The organism is Spirochaetota bacterium (assembly GCA_004297825.1).
In the GTDB taxonomy this organism is placed as follows: Bacteria; Spirochaetota; UBA4802; order UBA4802; family UBA5368; genus FW300-bin19.
The window spans coordinates 167,759-190,943 of the sequence record SCSX01000036.1 but is presented as its reverse complement, the minus strand read 5'-3'; the positions used below and the strand labels follow the sequence as shown (position 1 = coordinate 190,943).

21 protein-coding genes are annotated in these 23,185 nt (G+C 57.3%); 9 read left to right on the top strand and 12 right to left on the bottom strand.

From position 1 onward, the window contains the following. The first annotated feature begins 12 nt into the window (after positions 1–12). Positions 13–525 carry a hypothetical protein gene (locus EPN93_07805; protein ID TAL36719.1) on the top strand — a complete coding sequence of 171 codons (513 nt, stop codon included), beginning with the start codon at positions 13–15 and terminating at the stop codon, positions 523–525. A 132-nt stretch (positions 526–657) separates the two neighbouring features. Here EPN93_07805 and clpS read toward each other — a convergent pair whose 3' ends face one another. The 4 genes from clpS to EPN93_07785 form a co-directional block, all read right to left on the bottom strand. Continuing rightward, a complete protein-coding gene (gene clpS / locus EPN93_07800; protein ID TAL36718.1) occupies positions 658–981 on the bottom strand; it encodes an ATP-dependent Clp protease adapter ClpS in 324 nt (107 codons plus the stop codon). Positions 982–1,112: 131 nt separating this feature from the next. Next, positions 1,113–1,823, bottom strand: coding sequence for an arginyltransferase (locus tag EPN93_07795; protein ID TAL36717.1), 711 nt, complete (start codon positions 1,821–1,823; stop codon positions 1,113–1,115). Continuing rightward, positions 1,817–2,599: a formate dehydrogenase accessory sulfurtransferase FdhD gene (gene fdhD / locus EPN93_07790; GenBank protein ID TAL36716.1), complete on the bottom strand. Its 783-nt coding sequence runs from the start codon at positions 2,597–2,599 to the stop codon at positions 1,817–1,819. Before fdhD ends, EPN93_07795 begins: the two co-directional genes overlap by 7 nt. Continuing rightward, positions 2,599–2,964: a hypothetical protein gene (locus tag EPN93_07785; GenBank protein TAL36715.1), complete on the bottom strand. Its 366-nt coding sequence runs from the start codon at positions 2,962–2,964 to the stop codon at positions 2,599–2,601. The genes fdhD and EPN93_07785 overlap by 1 nt, the downstream gene beginning before the upstream one ends. A 201-nt stretch (positions 2,965–3,165) precedes the next feature. Here EPN93_07785 and EPN93_07780 point away from each other — a divergent pair, with 201 nt between their 5' ends. The 3 genes from EPN93_07780 (at position 3,166) to EPN93_07770 (ending at position 6,215) form a co-directional block, all read left to right on the top strand. Next, positions 3,166–4,683: a hypothetical protein gene (locus EPN93_07780; GenBank protein TAL36714.1), complete on the top strand. Its 1,518-nt coding sequence runs from the start codon at positions 3,166–3,168 to the stop codon at positions 4,681–4,683. Between the two features lie 54 nt (positions 4,684–4,737). Then, positions 4,738–5,490, top strand: coding sequence for an alpha/beta hydrolase (locus tag EPN93_07775; GenBank protein TAL36713.1), 753 nt, complete (start codon positions 4,738–4,740; stop codon positions 5,488–5,490). A 266-nt stretch (positions 5,491–5,756) separates the two neighbouring features. After that, on the top strand, positions 5,757–6,215 hold the full coding sequence (locus EPN93_07770; GenBank protein ID TAL36712.1) for a hypothetical protein: 459 nt from the start codon (positions 5,757–5,759) through the stop codon (positions 6,213–6,215). A gap of 89 nt (positions 6,216–6,304) precedes the next feature. Here the strand turns inward: EPN93_07770 and EPN93_07765 are convergent, their stop codons facing one another. After that, positions 6,305–7,411, bottom strand: coding sequence for a hypothetical protein (locus EPN93_07765; GenBank protein ID TAL36711.1), 1,107 nt, complete (start codon positions 7,409–7,411; stop codon positions 6,305–6,307). Between the two features lie 346 nt (positions 7,412–7,757). Between EPN93_07765 and EPN93_07760 the strand changes: the two genes are divergently transcribed. The 5 genes from EPN93_07760 (at position 7,758) to EPN93_07740 (ending at position 14,776) form a co-directional block, all read left to right on the top strand. Next, positions 7,758–10,712, top strand: a complete 2,955-nt coding sequence (locus EPN93_07760) for a PAS domain S-box protein (protein TAL36710.1) — start codon at positions 7,758–7,760, stop codon at positions 10,710–10,712. Between the two features lie 44 nt (positions 10,713–10,756). Further along, positions 10,757–11,095, top strand: a complete 339-nt coding sequence (locus tag EPN93_07755; protein ID TAL36709.1) for an MmcQ/YjbR family DNA-binding protein — start codon at positions 10,757–10,759, stop codon at positions 11,093–11,095. Between the two features lie 935 nt (positions 11,096–12,030). Continuing rightward, the gene (locus EPN93_07750; GenBank protein ID TAL36708.1) at positions 12,031–13,269 is read left to right on the top strand and encodes a hypothetical protein; all 1,239 of its coding nucleotides are present in this window, start codon (positions 12,031–12,033) and stop codon (positions 13,267–13,269) included. Between the two features lie 132 nt (positions 13,270–13,401). Next, positions 13,402–14,013 (top strand): N-acetyltransferase, encoded by a 612-nt coding sequence (locus EPN93_07745; GenBank protein TAL36707.1) that lies wholly within the window; start codon positions 13,402–13,404, stop codon positions 14,011–14,013. Between the two features lie 361 nt (positions 14,014–14,374). Continuing rightward, on the top strand, positions 14,375–14,776 hold the full coding sequence (locus tag EPN93_07740) for a GxxExxY protein (protein ID TAL36706.1): 402 nt from the start codon (positions 14,375–14,377) through the stop codon (positions 14,774–14,776). Between the two features lie 12 nt (positions 14,777–14,788). On the opposite strand, the gene EPN93_07735 is transcribed toward EPN93_07740, so the two are convergent. From EPN93_07735 to EPN93_07705, 7 genes are all read right to left on the bottom strand, one after another. Then, positions 14,789–18,031: an efflux RND transporter permease subunit gene (locus EPN93_07735; protein TAL36705.1), complete on the bottom strand. Its 3,243-nt coding sequence runs from the start codon at positions 18,029–18,031 to the stop codon at positions 14,789–14,791. Continuing rightward, a complete protein-coding gene (locus tag EPN93_07730; GenBank protein TAL36704.1) occupies positions 18,028–19,428 on the bottom strand; it encodes an efflux RND transporter periplasmic adaptor subunit in 1,401 nt (466 codons plus the stop codon). Before EPN93_07730 ends, EPN93_07735 begins: the two co-directional genes overlap by 4 nt. Beyond that, entirely contained in the window at positions 19,425–20,678 is a 1,254-nt protein-coding gene (locus EPN93_07725) for a TolC family protein (GenBank protein TAL36703.1), read from the bottom strand. The genes EPN93_07730 and EPN93_07725 overlap by 4 nt, the downstream gene beginning before the upstream one ends. 21 nt (positions 20,679–20,699) lie before the next feature. Next, positions 20,700–20,999 (bottom strand): YHS domain-containing protein, encoded by a 300-nt coding sequence (locus tag EPN93_07720; GenBank protein ID TAL36702.1) that lies wholly within the window; start codon positions 20,997–20,999, stop codon positions 20,700–20,702. Positions 21,000–21,265: 266 nt separating this feature from the next. After that, positions 21,266–21,640 (bottom strand): hypothetical protein, encoded by a 375-nt coding sequence (locus tag EPN93_07715; GenBank protein TAL36701.1) that lies wholly within the window; start codon positions 21,638–21,640, stop codon positions 21,266–21,268. A gap of 83 nt (positions 21,641–21,723) precedes the next feature. Further along, positions 21,724–22,389 (bottom strand): methyltransferase domain-containing protein, encoded by a 666-nt coding sequence (locus tag EPN93_07710; protein TAL36700.1) that lies wholly within the window; start codon positions 22,387–22,389, stop codon positions 21,724–21,726. A gap of 89 nt (positions 22,390–22,478) precedes the next feature. Beyond that, positions 22,479–22,856 carry a hypothetical protein gene (locus tag EPN93_07705; GenBank protein TAL36699.1) on the bottom strand — a complete coding sequence of 126 codons (378 nt, stop codon included), beginning with the start codon at positions 22,854–22,856 and terminating at the stop codon, positions 22,479–22,481. Positions 22,857–23,185: the final 329 nt, after the last annotated feature.

Genomic DNA, 23,185 nt, shown 5'->3' with positions numbered 1-23,185 from the left:
GATGGAGGGGGTATGACACAGAAGCAGAATCTGCAAAGGCTGCTCCTCGCGGGGATGGTCGTGTGCGCGGCGGGCGGTTTCGGTCTTCATTACCGGATACACGATATCGCAAAGCTGAGCGCCAATTACATTCCATTTTTCTCGGGCTTGGCGAGCATCTTCGTGATCCCGGCCTTGTTCATGTCGCGCAAGACGATATCCTACGGCTATGTGCTGAACGGCCTTACGGTCATCCTGGGCACGGTAATCATGGCGCATTTCTCGATCGCGCACCTGATGCATCAGCACGAGCCCCAGCCGGTCACGCTCTACGTAATCGTGTTCGGGACTACATTGCCCGACATCCTCATTCTCTGGGCGAAGTTCTTCATCGGAAAGGCGCTCTTCGATCTTGAAATGTTCGGCGGCGACCTGAAAGCGGCGCGCGGGGGCCTGTGGTACCGCTATCCCAATATGGGCTGGTGGATGGTTCACCTGGCGGCAATCACGCTGGTCTACACGATCGGCCATATGATCTGGGGGTAATTATGGAAAAATTCAGGTATTTCGGCGTTCGGTGGTTCGTGCTGCATGTTATCGCGATAGCCCTCGTCCTGCTCCTGGGGGCCTTCGTGCGGTTCCCGATGCATTAGGCGCGGCCGGGAAGCGGGGGGTGCGTTATTCCTCCTCCATGCTGCAGCGCAGGGGGAATTCGTGCTCCTTCGCCATCCGGTGCACCATGTCGACGCGTGTCGCCGCGATGTCGTAGGTATAGACGCCGCACACGCCCTTGCCCTTCTTGTGCACGTCCAGCATGATCTGGGTCGCCTCGGCGGCGGGCTTGTGGAACACCTTTACGAGCACCTCCACCACGAAGTCCATGGTGGTGTAGTGGTCGTTGTGCAGCACCACGCGGTACATCCTGGGCTCCTCGATGTCCTGGCGGTGCTCGGTCATGAGCGCGCTGTCGAGGTTTTCGTCGTACTGTGGTTTATCCGGCATGTGACTGTCTCCGCTTCGGCCGTGTCCGGCCCGTGGGCGTTCCCTTTTTTGCGCGGGCGCCGATACCCTTCCCGCCCCGTGATCGCGCCGTTGGCGTATCGACGCCCCCGTGGCGCGCCGCGGCCCCGGTATTAAAGTACTGCCCTGCCCCGGACCGTGAACCATTTTTTTTGCCCCCATGAAAATTTTTCGTGGGGGGTGAAGCCTCCCTTGTACTCCATCCGGCCGCATCCCGGCACGAAGTACCCGAGATAATAGTAGGAAAGCCCCAGCTCGCGCGCGAACCCGATCTCCCGCATCACGCTGAAAATCCCCGGGCTCAGGCGCGCGCAGGATTCCCGGTAGATGAAATACACGGAGCTCAGGCCCTCGCTCGAGCGGTCGAGGAAGCCCACGGCCGCGAGCCGACCGTCCACGTAATACTCGCTCTGGAACGAGGGGCAGGAGCGCTGGTAAAAATTGAACATGAAATCGTCGTGCGCCGTATTCCTGTCGCCAAACCGCATCCCCGTATGCTCGACGTAGATGTCGTAAATCTCGTCCGAATAGGACAGGGGCCCGAACTCCACCCGCACCCCCGCGTTCTTTCGCGCCACGCGCCGCTGGCCCTTCGAGGGAAGGAACTTCGTCGCGAGCACGCGCAACGGGATGCACAGGCGGCAGCCGTTGCAGTGCGGGCGGAAATAGCAGTACCCGAATTTCCTCCAGCCGTCGGCCAGGAGATACTCGAGCTCGTGCGCCGATACGTCTATCGCCAGGAAATACTCCATCCGGCTCAGCCGGTCCGGCAGGTACGCGCACACGGTCTCCTCGCCCCGCTCGAGGTCGCGCAGGATCAGCATTCCACCGAATCCACGGCGCTGAACACGTTGAACGAGGACGAGCGCACCCCACCTACGAGCATGACGTTGTAGCGCCGCGCGAGCTCGACGGCGCGCGTGGTGGGCGCGGCGCGCGACACGAGGACGGGGAGCGCGGCCCTCACGGCCTTGTACACGATCTCGCTGGAGAGCCTTCCCGTGGAAAGGAGCATGCACCGGGAGATCTGGACGCGCTCCAGGAGCGCGCGCCCCAGCACCTTGTCCACGGCGTTGTGCCTGCCGATCTCGTCGAAGAAGAACATCCGCTCCCCCTCCGCCGAGTAGAGCGCGGCGCTGTGGACGCCGTGGGTGAGCGTGTGCGCCTCGGAGAGCTTTAAAAACGTCCCCATGCATTCGGTGAGAAGCGCGGCCTTCATGCGCGGAACGGAGGGTATCGGCGCGAGCCCATCGCCCCCGTCCCCGGTGGACGCCTGGCCGCATCCTGAGGCGATGGAGCGTATGCGGAAGAGCCGGTCGATCATTTCGTCGGACTGGACGGTGACCGCGTTCACCGCGAGCGCCCCCTCGTCGATCTCGAGCGAGACCACGTCGCCGGCGGAGAGTATCACGCCCTCGGCGAGGAGGTGGCCCATGGCGAGCTCGCGGAAATCGGAGCCCGAGCACGCGATGGACACAAACGGGTTTCCGTTGACCGAAAGCGTGACCGCGTACTCGGCGCTCACGGGGATCTCCGCGGGGGAAATGAGCCCGTTCCGGTACTCGGCCGCCTGTATCAGCCTCACCTGGGGGAGCGCCATTATTTTCCCTCCCGGTAATCGGCGTGGATTTTAAGGTAGGCGCGATGGGCAAGCCCCACGCAGTGTTCGTGATGGCCGGGGATCGCGCCTTCCCCGCCGGCGATCCCGGCCGGGTCAAGGCGCGCCGCCTCGTCCGCGCTCATCCCGCGCGCGCGCTCGTTAAAAAGCGACGCGCCCGCGATCGCGTAGCCGCACCCGTACACCTCGGTGCGCACCTCCGCGAGGATGCCGTCTTCGATCCGCGCCGTCATCCGCACGATGTCGTTGCACACCTCGCTTTTCGCCACCGCGCGGTGCGTGGCGTCCGGCGCGGCTCCCATACCGCGCGGGCGGAGGAAGTGGTCTTTCAGGATCGCGTTCTTCATCGGGAATACCAGTATAGCGCGCGCGGGGCGCGCGTCCCGGTTCAAGTGCTGTTACATGAGGCTTCGGGCCGCGTCAAGCAGATATCGGGGGCCCGGGAGCGTATCGGCGGATAATTATTACTCGCCTCGTTCGTATTTTTATTGAATTAATTCATCTCCCCGGTTAACTTTTAAACGCCCCGCGCAACGGGATTCAAGACGATGATATCGGACATCCTCCACTATTTGCTCTACGCCCTGGGCGCCGTTGTCGCGTACGAGGCGCTGCGCGCCTTCGCCCTTTCGCGCCTGCGCGGAAGGCTCTACCGGTCCGTGAGCGCGTACATGGACCAGAACCGGACGAGGCTTGACCGCAACAAGTTCATGCACAAGATCGCGGTGAAGCAGGACCTCCTGAACGATCACGACATCCACGAGGCGATCATCGACCACGCCCGCGAAAAGGGGCTCAAGATACGGGACGTGCAGAAACAGGTCGGGGACTACATCGAGGAGATCGTTCCCTTTTTCAACCTGCTCTCCTATTATAAGATCGGGTACTGGATCGCAAACTCCCTTCTGAACCTAATCTACGAGGTGGTGATCGACCGGGAAAACGCCGCGAAGCTCGAGAAGATTCCCAAGGACAGCGTGGTGGTCTTCATCATGAACCACCGCTCCAACATCGATTACATCCTGGTCGCCTACATGCTCGCGCGCCAGATATCGCTCTCCTACGCCGTGGGCGAATGGGCGCGCGTGTGGCCGCTCGAGTACATCTTCAAGTCGTTCGGCGCGTATTTCATCCGCCGCAGATACCGCGAGGGGCTCTACCACAGGGTGCTCGAAAAATACATCCAGCTTATCAGCCTCCAGGGCGTGACCCAGGGCATCTTCATCGAGGGCGGTCTCTCGCGCGACGGGGGCTTGCGTCCCGCGAAGATAGGCATCCTGGACTACATCATAGGCATCAAGCGCAATCCCAAGTTCCGGCGCGAGCTCGTGTTCATCCCCGCCGCGATCAATTACGACCACGTCCTCGAAGACAAGGTGCTGGTCGCCGAGTGGAAAAAGGGCCGCGAAAAAAGCGGCTTTCTCCAGAACTCCGCCTCCCTCGCGCGCATCGCGCTCAAGGGTCCGCTCCTCGCGACGGTGAACGCCGTGCGCTACTTCACCGGGAGGCTCCGGCGCCACGGCTACGCGAGCGTGAGCTTCGGGGAGCCGGTCTTTCTCTCGAAGTTCCTGCGCGCCCAGAAAACCGACATCTTCAGGCTCGCGCGGAAAAAGCGTCTTTCAAAGATCCAGGCGTTCGCCGATTCTCTCCTCACCGGTATCGCGCGCACCATCCCGGTCACGCCCGTGTGCATCACCGCACGGGCGCTCCTCTCCGGCGAGGCGGACGGGATGGGAAAGGACGAACTCGTGGGACGCGTCGAGAAGCTCAGGAAAATCATCAAGCGGAAAAACGGCCGCGTGGTGCTCGGCAAGGCATTCGAGACCACGCAGGCGCTCTCACAGAGCCTTGAGCGCGAGAAGCCCGGCCGCACCAGGGAGCTCGTCTCCTTCGAGGAGGACCTGATCGCCGGCGACGAGGCCGCCCAGACCGTGGAAACCGCGCTCGAGATACTAAAGCGCAGGAAGCTCGTGACCGTGAGGCGCGGCGTCGTGAAAATCGTCGCCGCGAACCGGCCGCTCGTCGAGTACTACGCTAACTCGCTCAAAACGCTCATTGGAGACTGATGCGGCCGCCCGCGCCGGGTAACGCGCCCGATACAATGCACCGCGCCCATAAAGATGCGCGCTAAAATTATCCTGTTGGTCATCCTGGGCTGCATACTTGTCACGGCAGCCGTATTGATAACTGCGCTTATGTTTGAAGGGGAACCCACATACGATTGCACGAAGTCCCACGACGGCGAGTGGGTCGTGCTCCTGCACGGCATCATGCGCGGCCCCGCGTCCATGGAGAAGCTCGAAAACGCACTCCTCGCGTGCGGGTACCGCGTCCTGAACTTCGGCTATCCCAGCACGAAGGAATCCATCATGGACAGCGCCGATCTCCTGGGCCGGGAGATGGCGAAGCTCCCGCAGGGCGCCACGATTCATTTCGTGACCCACAGCATGGGCGCGATCGTGGTGCGCTACTACCTGGCCCATTACCGGGCCATAACCCCCGCGCGCTTCGTGATGATCGCACCGCCCAACCGCGGCTCATCGTTCGCGGGACGCCTCATGCAGCTGCCCGGCTTCCGCTGGCTCTTCGGGCGCGCCGGCGGCGAGGTGGCCCAGGCGCCCCGCTCGCTCGTGAGCACGCTGCCCGCCCCCCGCTGCGAGTTCGGCGTGATCGCGGGAGGGCTGGGAAACAGCACAGGGCTCAATCCCCTCATTGACGGCGACGACGACGGGACCATCTCGGTCGAGGAAACGCGCCTGGAGGGCATGAAGGATTTCATCCAGGTGAAGGGACAGCACTCGCTGCTGCTGCTGAACAGACGCGTTATCGACAATGTGCTGGCGTTTTTAGAGACGGGCGGGTTTTTGCATTGATATAAATTTGATATGAATCACGGCCATGGCGGGAGACGCGCCAGCGTCGCTTTAGCCAGACACTCCTTTATCAATCCATTCCCTTTACGATTGTCCAGAACTCCCGGGGCGAAATAATATTAACACTCTTGTACTGCTTCTGTGCAAGAAGATTGGCCGAATATGGCCGCAAAGTATCGTCCCACCGTCATCGAATCGACCCCGCGGCTTGATTCGCGCCTCGCTTTCATCTATATTATTCGACTCCAATATGCCAGGAGGAGATGATGAAAGTACGCACATTAATTGTCGCAGTCACGGCAGCCTCCATTGCCTTGTTCGTTTCCTGCGCGGGCTATGACAGCAGCGGTTACGGTTCATCGACATGCGATTACACGGTATCCGGTGACTACAGCGCCATGTACTCGGGAAATCCCAGCATGATGATGGGCGCCCCGGACAATTTTACGTGCAGCGGCGCTTACGGTTATGGGGGAGGCTATCCCAGCGTATCTCTGGACTTGAACAACTACACGGTGCCCGGAACCTACAATCTCAACGGAACGGACGGCACCATGGTCTTCACCTACTCTTCGGGTGTGACCTATACCTCGGACGGGACCACATTGAACTGCACGATCATGTTCACGAGCGATTCCATGGCAACCTTCGCCTGCGATAACATTCCCGAGGATGGGGCAGGAACCGGTACTGTGTCGATAAGCGGCGGGATGTTTTCTTTTTAGGGACGCCGCGCGACCGGCAGCACGATTCCCCGGGCTGACCGGTGCCGGGGAATGCCGGGGGTTCCGGGCAGGGCGTATCGGCGCCTGGATCAGGCTTCTTTTTTGGCCTTCGACTTTTTCTGGAGATCGGCCCGTGCCAGGCTGAAACCTATCTTCATCGTATCGGGATAGAACACGACCGAGAGAAGCTGCTCGCCTTGCGAAAAATTTCCCAGGATTTTCTGTATGAGCATCAGCCCCAGGCCCGCCCCCTCTACGAACTCGTCGCTGTCTTCGGCGAAGCTGGCCTCCCACGAGTACCGCATGCCGATTTTTTTCATGAGCTGCTGCTTCTCCAGCACCGTGATATTCTGGTTGTTCGTCACCCACACCTCGATGGACTCCATGGTCGACTGGAAGGTGATGGTGAAGAACATGTCGTCCTTCCGGGCGTACTCGATCAGCCGGGAAGACCCGTGCTCGCCCAGTTCATCCTTGAACAGGCGCAGGAATTCGGGGTAGTCGGTCTCCGCGGTGATCCCCGCGGGCGACGTGAAGTACTTCTCGAACAGCAGCTTGTAGTTCGCCTTGCTCGCGTTGGTCGCGAGCTCCCTGAGGCAGATGAAAATTTCCCCGTGAAATTCCTGGAGGTTCTGGCGCGTGAGGAGAAGCTCGATTATTTTTTTTACCAGCTCGCCGATCTTCGGAAGGATATCGTAGAGCCTCAGGGATATCCGCCATTCGAGATCCCGGATTCCCATCCGCGTGCTGACGCGCGAAATATCGGCGATGATATCGTCGAAGGGGAACTCATCGCGCAGGTCCAGGAGGCGCACCTTTTTCAGGAAATTGATCTCGTGCTCGTAGAAGGGGTCGCGCAGGAAGTGAATCAGCTCGCGGTCGAAGATCCACTTATGCTTCCGGAGCAGGGCGATGAATTCCTCCTTCCCCCAGATGAGGAGGGTCCTGTTATAGAACCGCTCGCCCTCGTGCGCGAGCATGAACGAGAACATCTTGACGATGTCGTTTTCGTCGGGGAAATTATCCAGGAGCACCTGGGCCGCCGTCTGCCGGGGCACGGGGACGCTTTCCCCGAAACCCGAAAGGCGCTTGAGGCTGAACCGCGAATTCATCGATTCGCCCAGGAAATCGACCTGCCGGGTGTCCAGGGAATTCACCACGACCTCGAGAAACATTTTTCTTACATCATTGCCCATGGCGTACGACTCCGCTCCTGTCCGCGGCGCTTACGGCGCACGCGTCCGCTATTTTTCGAAACGATGAGAATTTGCGCCCGCTTCCTGGTGCACCCGCGAATGGATTTTCGGCACGGGCAGGCATATCTGTATATATGGTCCGTCATTCCCCGGCTTCGTACCGGTCGCGCCGCTTTCATGGGCGCCCAAGGCGCCACATGCTTCTCTTGATGCGCGGCGCGGATACGCGAACCGTACCGGGAAATGAGCATCAACCGCGTAGGTAAAAGTAGCATATCCCCCCGATGAATTCAAATAGTTTTTGCGCCGATTCGCGTTCCTGAAATTCGACGAACCGGTCCTTAATATGAAAGCCGGGCGAAGGTGCGCGGGAGCCCGATCATCCCGAATGGGGACGGGATGGAGATTCGCGCTCGAAAAACCTGCAAAAACAGGTTATTATTGGTTCATTTTTGCTTGTAGTTTGATGAGCACCTTCGACCATTGCGAATTACCCGGGACGTGGGACCGGGTTTTCAAATATCCCAGGGAAATTCCCCTTGAACCGGAAACCCGCCTCCCGCGGGGCGGAAAATACGAGACGGGTGCGTGCACGGCGATGAATGAAATTGAGCAAAAATACAGGGAACTCGTCGAAACGACGGATACCGGGTTCGTCATCCTGAAAGGCGATGGAACGGTCGTGGATGCGAACAGCCAATACGTGCGGCTGACCGGCCATGAATCGCTGGCCGATATCATGAACAGGAGCGTCATTGAATGGACGGCGCCGTACGACAGGGAACGGAACGCCCTGGCCGTCAAGGTATGCCTGGAGCAGGGGCGCATCAGGGATCTTGAAATAGACTACGCCGGACCCGGCGGCGCCGTCACGACCGTCGAGATCAACGCGACCGTGTACGGGAAGGGCGGGGAACTGCGCATCCTTTCGCTCTGCCGTGATATCAGCGGACGGAAGCTGATGGAACGGTCGCTCCACGAAAGCGAGCGGTGGAACCGGTCCCTCATCGCGGCGATGCCGGACCTCATGTTTGTGCTCTCGCGGGACGGGGTATTTCTCGACTTCAAGGCCGAGAAGAGCGAGGAACTGCTGTTCCCCCCGTCCGAGATACTCGGAAAAAACATCCGCGACATGGCCTTCATGCCGGACCAGCGTGCGCTGGTCCTCGAAAAAATAGAGAGCGCCCTCAAGACAAAAGCAGTCACCGAATTCGAATATTTTCTTTCCATGGCCGAGGACTCCGAGATCTGGTCGGCAAGGATGATCGCCATGGACGACGATAAGGTGCTGGTGCTCGTCCGGGATATCACCGAACGCGCCCGCGCCGAGGAGAAGCTTAGAAACGCCAACAGACAGCTGTCCGATATAATCGAGTTCCTTCCGGACGCGACGTTCATCATCGACGCCGAAAAAAAGATCATTGCGTGGAACCGCGCGATCGAGGTGATGACGGGCGTCGAGAAAAAGGACATCCTGGGCATGGACCACCACTACAGCGCCGTTCCCTTCTACGGCCGGCCGCGCTCCTACATCATGGACCTCCTGGACAACGACGATCCCGCGCTCGTCGCCCGGTACGATTACGTCAGGCGGAACGGGAACGTCATCTACGCGGAGGTGTTCGTGCCGTCGCTGTACGGGAATCGGGGGGCATACATTTTCATCGCTGCATCGCGGCTCTTCGACGGTGAGGGCGCGATAATAGGATCGATCGAATCGATCCGCGACATCACGGAGCGTAAACGTGCCGAGGAAGCCCTGCGCGCAAGCGAGGAGCGGTACAGGGCCCTGTACCGCGACAACCCCACGATGTACTTCACGCTTGATACGGAGGGAACGGTAGTATCGGTCAACGATTTCGGCGCGAGCCAGCTCGGGTATTCCATCGAGGAACTCGTCGGCAGGCCGGTGCTGCAGGTGTTTTACGAGCCGGACAAAAGTGAGGTCGTCAGGAAGCTGGGCATCTGCCTGGAAAACCCGGGAGAAACGTTCCGCTGGCAGTTCCGTAAGATCAGGAAGAACGGGAGCATCCTGTGGGTGGACGAGGTCGCCCGCGCAGTGCATAGTCCCGACGGGGTGATCTCCGTCCTCGTCGTGTGCAGCGATGTGACGGAGCAGAAAATCGCGGAGGAGGAGAAGCAGCGGCTCCAGGACGAGCTTCGGCAGGCCCAGAAGATGGATTCCATAGGACGGCTTACCGGCGGGATCGCGCACGATTTCAACAATTTATTAACGGCCATAATGGGAAATTCCTCGCTCGCCCTGCTGGACCTCTCGCCCAACGATCCGCTCCACGCCACCCTGACGGAGATACACAAGGCCTCCGTGAGCGCGGCCTCGCTTACGAAACAGCTCCTCGCCTTCAGCAGGAAGCAGATCATCGAGCCGCAGATGCTCGACATCAATCGCGCGCTGGGCGAGATGCAGAGAATGCTCAAGCGGATCATCGGGGAAGACATCACGCTCACGACAAACCTCCGGGACGATATCGGGATCGTCCGGATCGACCCGGGGCAGTTTGAGCAGATCATCATCAACCTGGTCGTAAATTCCCGGGACGCGATGCAGGACGGGGGCGCGCTCACCATCGAGACCGCCCATGCCGACCTGGACGACGCGTACTGCGCCTCCCATGCCGAGGTCGCCCCCGGTCCGTATCTGAAGCTTACGGTACGCGACAGCGGATGCGGCATGTCCGCCGAAACGCTGGAGCACCTCTTCGAGCCTTTTTACACGACGAAGGGCCGCGGCAAGGGGACGGGGCTGGGCCTTGCCACGGTGTACGGATCGGTGAAGCAGAACAAGGGATCGATCGAGATCGAATCGGAACCGGGGAAGGGGACGACGGTGACGATATTCCTTCCCGCTGCCGCGGGGGCGGCCGCGGCGGGCGCCGTGCACAGGGCGGCGATGGGCCCTGCGACCGGCACCGAGACGGTGATGCTGGTCGAGGACGAGCCCGTGGTACGGGACTTCACCATCAAGGTCCTGCGCAGGTTCGGTTACACGGTGCTTCATTACCCCGATGCGGAGAGCGCGCTCGAGGCCGCGAAGCGGACGGAAACAAAAATCGATCTCCTGGTCACCGATGTTGTTCTGCCGGGAATGAACGGCAGGGTCCTTGCCAGGCGGATCGCGAATATCCGTCCGGGAATTAAAGTCCTTTTCAGCTCCGGTTACACGGACGACGTGATCCTGCGTCACGGCATCTTCGAGGAAGGGCTGCACTTTATCGGCAAGCCGTACGCCCCGGAGGCGTTCGCGAGGAAGATTCGCGAGGTGCTGGACGAGAAGGCGTGAGGGATGGATACGCGAATCTTGGAAAAGGACCGGAGTATCGGACCATGAACCTTAAAAAACTCCGCGCACACCTCCTTGCGAAAGAGGGAGCATACGAGGATTTCCCCTTCGGGATCGACGTGCTCACGGCGAAGGTGAACGGGAAAATTTTCGCGCTCGTGGCGCTCGAAGCGAAACCGCTCTGGATCAACCTCAAGTGCGAGCCATTTCTCGCGATGGAGCTGCGCGAGCGCTATTCGTCAATCATCCCCGGGTACCACATGAACAAGGTGCACTGGAACACCATCATCCTTGACGGTGAGGTGCCGGACGGCGAGGTGAAGAGGCTTATCGATATGTCGTATGAGCTGGTGGTGAAGAAGGGCGGGAAGAAGAAACGCTGAGTGCGGGGCTGCGCTTTCCCCTGCGGGAGTGCCCCTGGCAGGAGCGTGCTTTTGCAGGGGGTGTCGTGCGGCGGACACCCCCTGCACCCCCCGCCGTGACGGACAGGATGTCCTAATGCCGGCGCTGCGACAGGAGGTCGCGTCAGCGCCGGCCTCGCTCAAGCGGCGCGAGGGCCTTGGCCGCCCTTTCTCGCCAAACCCACTACGTGGGATTTGGCTCAGCGCCGGGCGCAGACGCGACATCGTGTCGCGCGCCCGGCACTTGGACATCCTGTCCATCGCAGTGGGCGGATTTGGTTTGCCGCAAAGGCGCGGCGATCGAGGGTCTGTTTGCAAAACACTACAAATTGTAATGAGACGGCGCTTAAGATTCCGGATGTGCAATAACGGAGTTACTGAAAAATACTCCTCATTTGGCAGCCTGCGAATGGGCATCCTGCCCGCCTCGGCTGCGCGGACATCCGTGTCCGCGACTGGTTGTAGAAGTTCTATTACAAAACCAGCCTCCCGGCCTGTATGCGATCGACTGAATTGCTTAATGACGGCATCGGCCGCCCCCACCCTTGTCATTTCGAACCCGGCCTCATCGGGTGAGATATCTTCTCCTTCCGCACGTTAACTTTTACACGCAACCGGCATTCCCTGCTTTTCCCTCCCTCATGCGCATCGGAACCGCCGGCCTCCGCCCTTTTTTCAAGAGGGAGGCTGTTTGATTGTACTTCCGGTGGGGGTCCGCACAACACAGGCGGAATTGTGGTTGACTTATTACATTTTTGTTATATGTAGTGACTAAGATAAAGAGCAGCGCCATTGCACGCCGAGACCGGACCCGCCAGGGAAGGGGGTGTGTTGGGGATAGTGAATCTGTTAAATTCCTGTATATTACTGGAAAACTTAACCAAAGATATTTGAATCTCCGATGAGATAAAAAAGCAATGGGGCCAATATCTCTTTTTGATAAATCATTTCTGCAATCGCTTAGTGTTGATGAATCAGTTTGGTTTGATCATTTTTTTATAGCGAACATCTGCCCTATTTTTTATATTGAAACTTTGGCTGATTTAAGCAAATCAATTCGAGAAGGTCGTTCAACTGAGCAAGAAGTTGGTATTATTGCTGATAAATTCCCTGAGATGCATGGCGGCCCAAATATTCATCATGATATATTGGCAATAAATAATCTTCTTGGTTCTCGAGTTCCTATGACCGGACAAATCCCAATTGCAGGGGGTCGGTATGTTAAAAGTAATAATAAACATAATGTAGTATTTGAAAATACACCTGAAGCTATAGTATTTTCGCGATGGCAAAAACGCGAGTTTTCTAGCATTGAGCGTGATTATGCGTATTTATGGCGGGAATCACTAAAAGCACTTGATCTGGAGTCTTTTGCAAATATATTACGTCAACTGGGAATAAGTAACAAGTCTTGCAGATCTCTCAAAGAAGCAAAAACAATATCAGAAAATATTGTTACGAAAAGAGAGAATGGTATTGATTTGTTAAAATATGCCATAATACTATTTAACGTCCCCGAACACTTACACCCTAAAATACTAAAACGATATTATCTAGCTAATTGCCCACCTCTAGTCATGCATGCCCCGTATGTGGCATATATAATGATAGTCGAAATATTTTTCCAAATAGCTATTGCCGCAAATTTAATATCTTCTCATCGGCCATCAAATCGTATTGATATGGCTTATCTGTTATACCTTCCATTCTGTATGTTATTTGTTTCTTCTGACAAATTGCACCAAAAATGTGCGCCTTTATTTTTAAGAGATGATCAAGAGTTTGTATGGGGAAATAAATTGAAAGCTGATCTTCGTGAAATTAATAAATATTATTCAGAGTATCCGCAGAGTGAAAAAGATAAAGGATTATTTTCATTCGCCCCCAGCCCACCGAAGGAGCACGGATTACTTGTTGCAAGGTTGTGGGATACATACGCACCACGTTGGAGAATGAAAAACTTTGATAGTAATTCCAGCAAGCATGCAGATGATAAAGATATCATAGATGAAATAAAAAGTATTCAAAATGCCCCTTCCTCAGAATGTGAATCGGAATTCGATCCCAATGATTATGATAGCATTATTATCAATCGCCAAATTAGAAAAACCAAAGGATCATGGCACCAAGTTCAAAAGGATATAAAAAAGGCATGAGTTGATAATTACCGCCGCTGCCCTGCTATAGAAGATTGTTTCCAAAGAGTATTTAGTACAATCAGGACGCTACTATGCCGTTCCCCAATAAAACTGGACAACACAATCGATTAAAGATAAGGAATGAAAACCATGAACCCAACCATACGCCTCTCAACCCCCGCCGACTTCCAGGAAACAGAATTCCTGACCCGCGAAGCCTTCTGGGATATCTATAAACTCGGCTGCGACGAGCATCTCCTTCTTCGCAATCTGCGTCAGGTTCCCGCCTTTATCGCCGAGCTGGATATGGTCGCGATTCATGAAGGCAAAATAATCGGCAACATCGTGTATTCGAAAGCGAGCGTGGTTGACGATACAGGCATCGCGCACGAAGTACTATGCATGGGGCCCTTGAGCGTACTGCCGTCGCACCAGGGGAAGGGCGTCGGATCGCAATTGATGAGGCATTCGATTGCGTGCGCGAAAAGCATGGGATACAAGGCGATTATAATATTTGGAAACCCCGCGTATTACCACCGATTTGGATTCGAAAATGCCCAGAAATATGGCATATCGACATCGGAGGGCGCAAATTTCGATGCGTTCATGGCGCTGGAGCTGCAGGAAAACGGATTGAAGGGGGTCCGGGGAAAATTCCATGAAGATCCGGTGTTTAAGATCGACACCACGGAGCTGGAGGAGTTTGAAAAGGGATTTCCTTACAGGGAAAAGCATGTGACTGATACTCAGTTGAAATTATAGAGGAAGAAACATTTGACGTCGTCTGACTTCGCTCCGGGCGACAGAAATATACCTCATAAGACAACATACTTTACGAATTGATTCAACAGGGATAGACAGGATTAACAGGATTGGGGGGCGGTATGAGAGAATCCACTCATCCTGACCATCCTGTACAGCCTTGTTAATTTCCTTTAATTCCACGACAGCTAAACCGCTGATCTCTATGTCTGTGCTACAAATTAAAAAAGGCAAATTTCCCAGAAAAAAGCACAGGAAAAAACCCTTTGAAAAGTATTAATAGATGCAGATATCTATTTTCATTTAATATGACTGCTATGACTACGAATTGATTTATCAGGGATATATAGGATTACAGGATATGAAATATGAGGAAATATCAAAAATGGTCATCGGATGTTCGTTTGAAGTTATCAACGAACTTGGGGTGGGTTTTCTTGAATCTGTTTATGAACATGCCCTATTTCTGACATTAAAGGAAAAAGGACTTTCCGTAAAAAAGCAATTCCCGATCAAAGTAATGTTCAGAGATCATTGTGTCGGAGAATATTATTCTGATTTATTGATAGAAGATAAGGTCATAGTCGAGTTGAAGGCCATAAAAAAACTATTACCGGAACATCAGGCACAGATCATAAATTACCTCAAGGCAACCGGTATTGAGGTTGGACTGCTTATCAATTTTGGTAATTCGCGGCTGGAATATAGAAGACTGTCATTGAAAGAATTAACTAATCCTGCTCATCCTGTATATCCCTGTTAAATTCCGTTGTACTTACACTCCCAACTCTCTCTTCTTCCACAGCAAATACACCGCCGGATACACCAGCAACTCCAGCAGGAACGACGTGAACAGCCCCCCCACCATGGGAGCCGCGATCCTCTTCATAACGTCCGCCCCGGCGCCGGTGGACCACATGATGGGCATAAGGCCCATGGCGGCTGCCATCACGGTCATGATCTTGGGACGGATGCGCTTGACGGCGCCGTGGATGATCGCCTCCTCGAGCTCGTACATGTTCGTGAGGCGGCCGCGCGCCTTCGCGTCTTCGTAGGACAGGTCCAGGAAGAGCAGCATGAAGACGCCGGTCTCCGCGTCCAGGCCCATGAGGGCGATCATGCCCACCCACACGGCGATGGACACCTGGTAGCCCAAAGCGTACAGGAGCCACACGGCGCCCACGAGCGAGAAGGGGACGGCGAGCATGACAATGCCGGTCTTGATCACCGATTTAGTGTTAAAGTAAAGGAGCATGAAGATGAGAAAGAGCGTCACGGGAATAACGAGCTTGAGGCGCTCTGCGACACGCTGCATGTTTTCATACTGCCCGCTCCAGATCATGGTGTAGCCGGCGGGAAGCTTCACGCTCTTTTTGACGATCTCCTTCGCCTCTTCCACGTACCCGCCCACGTCGCGCCCGGTCACGTCCACGTAGACGTAGCCCGCGAGCATGCCGTTCTCATCGCGGATCATGGCAGGTCCGTAGGTGAGTTTAAGCTCCGCGAGCTCACGGATGGGGATGTTCGCGCCGTCCATCGTCCGCACCGTGAGGCGCTCCATCTGGTCAAGCTCGCCCCTGAGCTCGCGCGGGAAGCGCACGCTCACCGAGTAGCGCTCCCTGCCCTGGATCGACGTGGTGACCGTGTCGCCGCCTATGCCCGACATGACGACGTTCTGGAGATCGTCAATGGTGAGGCCGTAGCGTGCGAGCAGCTCACGCTTGGGAACGATGTCCATGTAATAGCCACCGCCTACGCGCTCAGCGAAGATGCTGCGCGTGCCCGGAAAATCCTTGAGCGCTCGTTCTATGTCCTCGCCGATACGCTGTATCTCCTTCAAGTCGGAACCGAATACCTTTATGCCTATGGGCGTGCGTACGCCCGTGGTGAGCATGTCGATGCGTCCCTTGATGGGCATGGTCCACGCATTGGATACGCCGGGTATCCGCATCTCGGAATCCATCAGTGTGATGAGCTCGTCATAGCTGATGCGGTCATGCCACACGGTACGGAAAACCCGTTTCATCCATCCCGGTGCCCACGACGAATACCAGCGCGGTTTCTCACGCCATTCCAGCCGGGATTTCAGAACCACCGTCGTCTCCATCATGGAGAAGGGCGCGGGGTCGGTGCTTGTCTCGGCGCGGCCCGCCTTGCCGAACACGCTCTCGACCTCGGGAAAGGACTTGAGTATGCGGTCCTGTATTCGAAGAAGTTTATACGCCTCGGTGACGGAAATGCCGGGAAGGGTCGTCGGCATATAGAGAATGGTTCCCTCGTTCAGGGGCGGCATGAATTCGGAGCCAAGACGGAAATATACGGGGATCGATACGCCCACGATGAATATCGCGGCAAGTATGGTTTTCAACGGGTGTTCGAGCACCCAGCGGCAAGGCTTTTCGTATAACGCGAAAAGGATTTTGCTGACGGGGTGCTCCTCCTCTTTGAAGTACCTTCCCACCGCGACGGTGTTCACGATCTTGGACAGCAGGGCATTCTTGATCCTGATCGGATCGGCCCGGGAAAAAAGCATGCGTATCGCCGGGTCGAGCGTCACGGCCAGGAGCGCGGCCAGAGCAAGGGCCAGCGTTTTCGTCCACGCGAGCGGCGTGAACAGGCGCCCCTCCTGGTCCACGAGCGTGAAGATGGGCAGGAACGAGACCGCGATCACGAGGAGCGAGAAGAACACCGACGGCCCCACCTCGACCAGCGCCTGCAGGCGCACCTCGTGGAAGTCGCCCTTCCTGCCCCCCTCGATCCAGAGCTCGATCTTTTTGTACGCGTTCTCCACCTCGACGATCGCGCCGTCCACGAGCACGCCTATGGATATCGCGATCCCCGCCAGGCTCATGATGTTGGAGCTTATCCCCGCGTGGAACATGGGGATGAAGGCGAGCAGGACCGATACGGGAATGGTGATGATGGGCACCAGCGCCGAGGGGATGTGCCACAGGAACACGAGTATGACCAGGGAAACGATCGCCATTTCGACGATGAGTTCTTCCTTGAGGTTGTCGATGGACGCATGGATGAGCTCCGAGCGGTCGTAGACGGAGACGAGCTCGACGCCCGCGGGAAGCGAAGGCTTTATCTCCTCGATGCGCGCCTTCACGCGCTCGATCACGTTGAGCGCATTTTCCCCGTGGCGGATGACCACGATCCCGCCCACGGTGTCACCCAGGCCGTTATACTCAGCGACACCGCGGCGTATCTGCGGCCCCGTGGTCACGGTCCCCACATGGCGGAGCATCACCGGCGTCCCTTCCTTGCCGGTTTTCACCACGATATTTCCCAGCTCCTCGGTCCCCTTCACGTAACCGCGCGCGCGCACCATGAACTCGCGCCCGCTCCATTCAAGAAGCCTCCCGCCGGATTCATTGTTCCCCTTCTTAACGGCTTCCATCACGTCCATGATCGAGAGCCCGAAGCTTTGCAGCCGATTGGGGTCCACGATCACCTGGTACTGGCGTTCGAAGCCGCCAATGGTCGCCACCTCCGAAACTCCCTGCACGCTCTGCAGGGAATATTTTAAGTACCAGTCCTGGAAGGAGCGAAGCTGTGAGAGGTTGAACTTGCCGCTTTTATCCACGAGGACGTACTGGTAAACCCAGCCCACGCCCGTCGCGTCGGGCCCCAGCTCCATCTTCGCGCCGGCGGGAAGCGCTCCCTGTATGCGCGAGAGATACTCGGTCACCCGGCTGCGCGCCCAGTAGATGTCGGTGCCGTCGTGAAAGATCACGTACACGTAGGAAAACCCGAAGTCCGAAAAGCCGCGTATCGTCTTCACCCTGGGCGCGCCCAGGAGCGCCGAGATAACCGGAAAGGTGACCTGGTCCTCGATAATGTCGGGGCTCCGGTCCCAGCGGGTGTAGATGATGACCTGGGTGTCCGATAAATCCGGTATCGCGTCGAGCGGGATGTTCTGGATCGCGTACGAGGCGTATAACATTGCCGCCGCGATCATGAATATGACGAGCATCCTGTTATGCGCGGAGAAGCGGATCAGTTTCTGTATCAATGTTTGTGCCCCTGCGATCCCGACCGCGCGCTTTTAAGCGCCGCCTTGAGGGAAGACTCCGAATCGATGAGGAAATTCGCGGAGGTCACCACCCGCTCCCCGGCCTTGAGCCCGGAGAGCACCTCGTAGTAGCCGTTGGACGCCCGGAACCCCAGCGCCACTTCCCGTGGAATGAGCGTATCGTCCTGCCCCTCGACGAACACGTAATCGTGCAGGCCCGTACGCATCACCGCGTCCTCCGGGACGGCGATCTTGCTGCCAAGGGGATAGTGGATCATCGCGTCCGCGAACATGCCTATTTTCAGCGTGAGTCCCGGGTTCGCGATATCCATGCGCACGCGCAGCGTGCGCGTCTCCGCGTTCAGGCTGGGGTAGAGGAAGCTTATTTTCCCGGTAAAAAATTTCCCCGGCCAGAAAGGCAGCGTAATGTCGACCGTCATGCCTTCGCGCACGAAGGGTATATCGCTTTCGTAAATGTCCGCCTCGCCCCACACCGTCGAGAGATCGCCTATGAGCATGAGCGCGTCGTTCATCATGATCTTCTGCCCCGCGATCACGTTCTTTTCAACGACGTACCCGGTCGCCGGCGAATAGAGCGTCACGGTGCGTTCCATGCTCCGCTCGTTCTCGAGCCGCGCGATCTGCTCGTCGGTAAGATCGAAGAGGCGCAGCCTCTCGCGCGAGGCCTTCTTCACCTCCTGGATGCTTGCGCGCACGGATTCGTTCGCGATGCCCGCGCCCGCTTCCTGCGCCCTGAGCGCCGAGATATATTCCTGCTGCGCGCTCGAGAGCTCGGGGCTGTACAGGGTAAGGAGCGGGTCGCCCCTCTTCACGAACTGGCCCGTCTGGTTCACGTAGAGCGCTTCAATCCACCCGCTCACCTTGACGGCGACCCGGTGCATCCGCGCTTCGTCCGCGAGGATGCGCGCGGGCGCCCTGAACTCCTTCTCAAGAGGCATGTATTTTACCGGGTCGAGCGTCACCCCGAGCATCGCACGCTTGGCGGCGGGTAGCGTAACGGGTGCGAGTCCCTCGATCCCCTCTTCATCCGGATCGAAAGGGGCCATCTCCGCGCCCATGGAATCCTTCCCGGGCGTCTCCCTCACCTCGCCCTGCATCGTCTTCGAGCGGTACATGACCTTTCGCTCGGCGAGCGCCGTTTTCTTTTTCCACTGGGCCTCGTCCTTTTTTACGAGTTCCAGCTTCATGCCGCAGATAGGGCAATTCCCCGGACGGTCGCTCGTGATCTGCGGGTGCATGGGACAGACGTACAATTCGTCACCCCCCGCCTCATTCCCATGGAAGATGTGCGTATAATTGTAGAGATACGCGAACGCGCCGCAAAGTACGAGCGCGAGTATGATCGCGTTTCTCTTCCTGGTACCTTTTTTTCTCATTCAGTCACCTCCGTGCCCGAGAGCGCTTTAAGCTCCGCGACGCCCGCGAGACACTGCATCCGCGTCATGAGCGCCTCCTTCCGGTAGCGCAGGAGCATGCGCAGGGTGTCTACCATGGGCATGAACTCGGTCGCACCCGTGCGGTAGCGTGCCAGGTATGCCTCGAGCGCGAGCTTCGCCTGGGGGATCACCTGCTCCTTGTAGAGCGCGCACAGGGCCTCGCTGCGCCGTATCCGGCCCGCGACCGTGTCCGCACGCGCCATGAGTTCGTTACGCCTGTCGTCAAAGAGCTTGCGGAGCATCTCCCGGCGCTCCTTCATCTCCGCGACCATGGGGATATTTTTGGAATAAAACCAGAGCGGCACGTTGACGCTCGCCATCGCCGAGAACATGTCGTCGCGCGGCCCCGCGGGCCCGCGGGCCCGCTGCATATAGGAAACGCCCAGTTCCATGTCGGGGATGTATTCCCTCTCCTTTAAACGGATTCCGTAGGACGCGCCTTCGAATTCGAGCTTCAGAATGGCGAGCTCCGGGCTGTGCGCGAGAAGCTCCTCCTTGACCTTTTGCGGATTCGTTTCCGTCTTCTCGATGGCGTCGAGCGCCGGTAGCTCAAGCCTCACCTCGCCGGCCGTCAGGTAGTTGATCGTGCTCGCGAGCTCTTCTTCCCGCTGACGAAGTGTGATGAGCTCCTCGTCCACCATGGAGTACTCGAGGTTCGCCTTGAGCACGGCCGAAAGAGACCCGCCCCCGGTCTTGTTCGCCGCGATTTCGCTTTCTATGAGAAGCTTCACCTGGTCCCGGATCTCGTTCACGATCGCGATCGACTCGCGCGCGTAAGCGAGCTCATAGGCTGCCATGCGCAGCATCGCGAGCATCTGGATCTTCTCGCGCCGCACGCGCTCGCGCGCCGCGAGATATTCCCGGAGCGCGATTTCTTCCTTCGCGGAGAGTTTCCCCCCAAGGGGCACCATCTGCGAAATGCCGATCTCCTTGGATGTCATGTCCTCCATGCGGAAATTCGGGTCCTTCACCGGAAGATTGTTCACCCCGAGCTTGAGCCTGGGATCGTCCAGCGCCCCGGCCGGGGACACGCGCTCCTTCATCATCGCGGCCTCGCGCTCCATCGCCTTGATGCGCGGGTTGTGCGCGAGCATGGTCCCCTCGGCCTCGGCGAGCGTAAGCGCACCGGACGAGGCCGGGGGGGCAAGGCACGCCGCGATCGTTATTATAATAAAGGTTAATCGGACCATGACGGGCCTGCCCCTTCCTGCTTATTTTTTAACCGGCGCCGGGGACTTCTCGAGCTCCACACCCTGGTCCCTGAGCTTCTTCATGTACTTTTCCGGGTTCTTGCTGAACTCCTCGGGGCATCCCTTGCAGCAAAAATATATCCGCTCTCCCTTGTAATCCGCGTAGAGGGATTTATCGATCGCTCCTCCCAGTACGGGACACTCCGTCTGCGCCTTGGACGACCCGTGCTTGTGCTCGTGATGCTCGCTTTCCCCGCACGCGGCGAACGCGAACGTCATGCACAGCGCGAGCGTGAGGGTGGTGATTTGAAATCTCTTCATATGGATTCTCCTGGATTTTTTGCGGCGCCTTGCGCCGACAGATTTATAAACTACTCCCCTTGACGACATTAGTCAATCTTTAATGGCACCCGTGCCCCGACTGGTGATCGCCGTGACTGTCTGAGTGTCCGTCCGGCGTCGACGAGCATCCCGCGACCGTCCCCAGTGCAGTGAGTATCAATACCGCGATAACGAGTTTTTTCATGTGAATCGCTCCTTCAAATTTATACCAGTGCTTTCGCCCGGCGTTCCGGCCCTTATTTAGTCTATTCATGTATTTCGATTTCCGCCATCGCGTTCTTTTCGGCTTTCCCGGAGACGATTACGGCTTGCGCATAATGCTCGTCGTAGATCGCCGTTATACGAACCACCCCGGTTTTTATCCTCCGGTATTCGGGAACGGCACTCGGGTTTGCGCGTGTGACGCGCCCCTCGATGGCGTACACCTCCAGCTCCTGTCCCACCTTCGCGCCGTCCCTCGTGCCGATGCAGAGGTCCACCTCGTTTCCCCTGGCGTCGAGTATCGCGCCCCGCATGATATACTTGTGGTAGGCCTTGTCGGCGCGATTGCACCCGGCCGGCCACGCGATCAATAACGCCCCCAGCACCAGCGGTACCACCCCGTATTTCAATCCAATCATGATCTCTCCTCCTCTCCGGAAAACCGTTCCGTTTTTCTAATCATTCAAACGCAAAATCTAAATTGTCCGATACCGCCCCATGATCAACGTTTCTCCCCCCTGTAAAAACATACGGTTCCAAAGACGGTGTTCAGCGAGTACGTGACCGCGACCTCTTTGAACCCCGCGGATTCCATGCGCGCCGGGATGAGCCCCTTCACGTTGTCCAGCGTCGTCTCAGGGCTGTCCAGAATGCGGATAATCGAAAAAATGATTTTCATCATGAGATTCGACGGCCTGCCGAAATCGGCGATGAAGAGCGCTCCACCCTTTTTCAGGACCCGGTAAATCTCTTTCAACGTCGCGACCTTTTTATCCGTCGTGAGATGATGGAACATGAGGCTGGAAAAGACCCGGTCGAAATGCCCGTCCGGATACGGCAACGAGTCCGACATCGCTTCCTTGAAGGAAAGCTGCACCCCCTCCCTCGAAGCTTTATCGGCGGCCCTCGCCAGTATTGCCGGGTCCCCGTCCACACCGTACACCGTGGCATCGGGATGCGCGTTCTTGATCATCACCGTAAGCGTCGCCGTGCCGCACCCCACGTCGAGGATCGTGCTCCCCTCCCGGATGTGCGCCTGGCGTATAAGCGCGGACTTGAACCGCCTTTCCCGCATGGTGGCCCCCACGAATAAATCGTATACCGCGGTCAGCCATTTAAAGCGCAGGGCGTAGATATAGCCTTCATGATTGTTCTTATCGTGTTTCATTTTTTCGTACCCGCTTCATTTTTCAACCTTCCTTACGATGTCACGATTCCCTGCCCGACGTGCCGCATTCGATCGAGCACCGAATTTATTCAATTGATCGTTCTCTCCAGCTCTACCACCGAATATTTCTCCGCGATACCCGAAATCACGACCGCCCTGGCGTAATGCACGTCGACGATTTCGACGATCTTTACCGCTCCGGATTTTTCCTTCTTGTAATAGGCGGTCGCGCTTCGGGGCCCGGACACGGTTCCTTCGGGTATGTTTCTGAATACCTCGTATTCCTGGCCCACCTGCGCGCCGTCATAACTTCCGATACAGAGATACACGTCCTTATCGGACACTTCGAGAATCATCCCGCGCATGATGTACGTGTGGTACCCTTTGCGGACCCCTATGCAGCCCGTTACGGATCCTGCCGCGATGACGCCTATAAGCATCATGGTAATCAAAATGGATTTCTTCATCATTCTCCTCCTTGTTATTTCGTCTCGGCCCGGGTCTACAAATTATCAGGCGACGAACGCGCATCCGAAACATATTTTTCAGGGAACGCGGTGAAAGACTCCCCGCACTCCCGGGAACAAAAATAGTAGACGGTCCCCTTGTACTCGAACGACGCCGGCGCCGTGGCCGGGTTCACCTTCATGCGGCACACCGGATCGACGGCAACCCCCTCAAGCTTTTCCATATCCAGCCTCCCTGCGACATTTCTAAATGCACGCACGACCCCCGGATCGAACTGGTTTCCCGCGCCCCTCTCGATCTCTTCAAGGGCGGCGCCGGTATCCTTTCT

Excerpts from the sequence above, each read along its gene's own strand:
- EPN93_07720 (TAL36702.1), bottom strand. The coding sequence starts at position 20,999 with ATGAAGAGATTTCAAATCACCACCCTCACGCTCGCGCTGTGCATGACG.
- EPN93_07795 (TAL36717.1), bottom strand. The coding sequence starts at position 1,823 with ATGCTGATCCTGCGCGACCTCGAGCGGGGCGAGGAGACCGTGTGCGCG.
- fdhD (TAL36716.1), bottom strand. The coding sequence starts at position 2,599 with ATGGCGCTCCCCCAGGTGAGGCTGATACAGGCGGCCGAGTACCGGAAC.
- EPN93_07780 (TAL36714.1), top strand. The coding sequence starts at position 3,166 with ATGATATCGGACATCCTCCACTATTTGCTCTACGCCCTGGGCGCCGTT.
- EPN93_07775 (TAL36713.1), top strand. The coding sequence starts at position 4,738 with ATGCGCGCTAAAATTATCCTGTTGGTCATCCTGGGCTGCATACTTGTC.
- EPN93_07725 (TAL36703.1), bottom strand. The coding sequence starts at position 20,678 with ATGGTCCGATTAACCTTTATTATAATAACGATCGCGGCGTGCCTTGCC.
- EPN93_07760 (TAL36710.1), top strand. The coding sequence starts at position 7,758 with ATGAAAGCCGGGCGAAGGTGCGCGGGAGCCCGATCATCCCGAATGGGG.
- clpS (TAL36718.1), bottom strand. The coding sequence starts at position 981 with ATGCCGGATAAACCACAGTACGACGAAAACCTCGACAGCGCGCTCATG.
- EPN93_07740 (TAL36706.1), top strand. The coding sequence starts at position 14,375 with ATGAAATATGAGGAAATATCAAAAATGGTCATCGGATGTTCGTTTGAA.
- EPN93_07710 (TAL36700.1), bottom strand. The coding sequence starts at position 22,389 with ATGAAACACGATAAGAACAATCATGAAGGCTATATCTACGCCCTGCGC.
- EPN93_07715 (TAL36701.1), bottom strand. The coding sequence starts at position 21,640 with ATGATTGGATTGAAATACGGGGTGGTACCGCTGGTGCTGGGGGCGTTA.
- EPN93_07805 (TAL36719.1), top strand. The coding sequence starts at position 13 with ATGACACAGAAGCAGAATCTGCAAAGGCTGCTCCTCGCGGGGATGGTC.
- EPN93_07745 (TAL36707.1), top strand. The coding sequence starts at position 13,402 with ATGAACCCAACCATACGCCTCTCAACCCCCGCCGACTTCCAGGAAACA.
- EPN93_07765 (TAL36711.1), bottom strand. The coding sequence starts at position 7,411 with ATGGGCAATGATGTAAGAAAAATGTTTCTCGAGGTCGTGGTGAATTCC.
- EPN93_07750 (TAL36708.1), top strand. The coding sequence starts at position 12,031 with ATGGGGCCAATATCTCTTTTTGATAAATCATTTCTGCAATCGCTTAGT.
- EPN93_07785 (TAL36715.1), bottom strand. The coding sequence starts at position 2,964 with ATGAAGAACGCGATCCTGAAAGACCACTTCCTCCGCCCGCGCGGTATG.
- EPN93_07770 (TAL36712.1), top strand. The coding sequence starts at position 5,757 with ATGAAAGTACGCACATTAATTGTCGCAGTCACGGCAGCCTCCATTGCC.
- EPN93_07755 (TAL36709.1), top strand. The coding sequence starts at position 10,757 with ATGAACCTTAAAAAACTCCGCGCACACCTCCTTGCGAAAGAGGGAGCA.
- EPN93_07705 (TAL36699.1), bottom strand. The coding sequence starts at position 22,856 with ATGAAGAAATCCATTTTGATTACCATGATGCTTATAGGCGTCATCGCG.
- EPN93_07730 (TAL36704.1), bottom strand. The coding sequence starts at position 19,428 with ATGAGAAAAAAAGGTACCAGGAAGAGAAACGCGATCATACTCGCGCTC.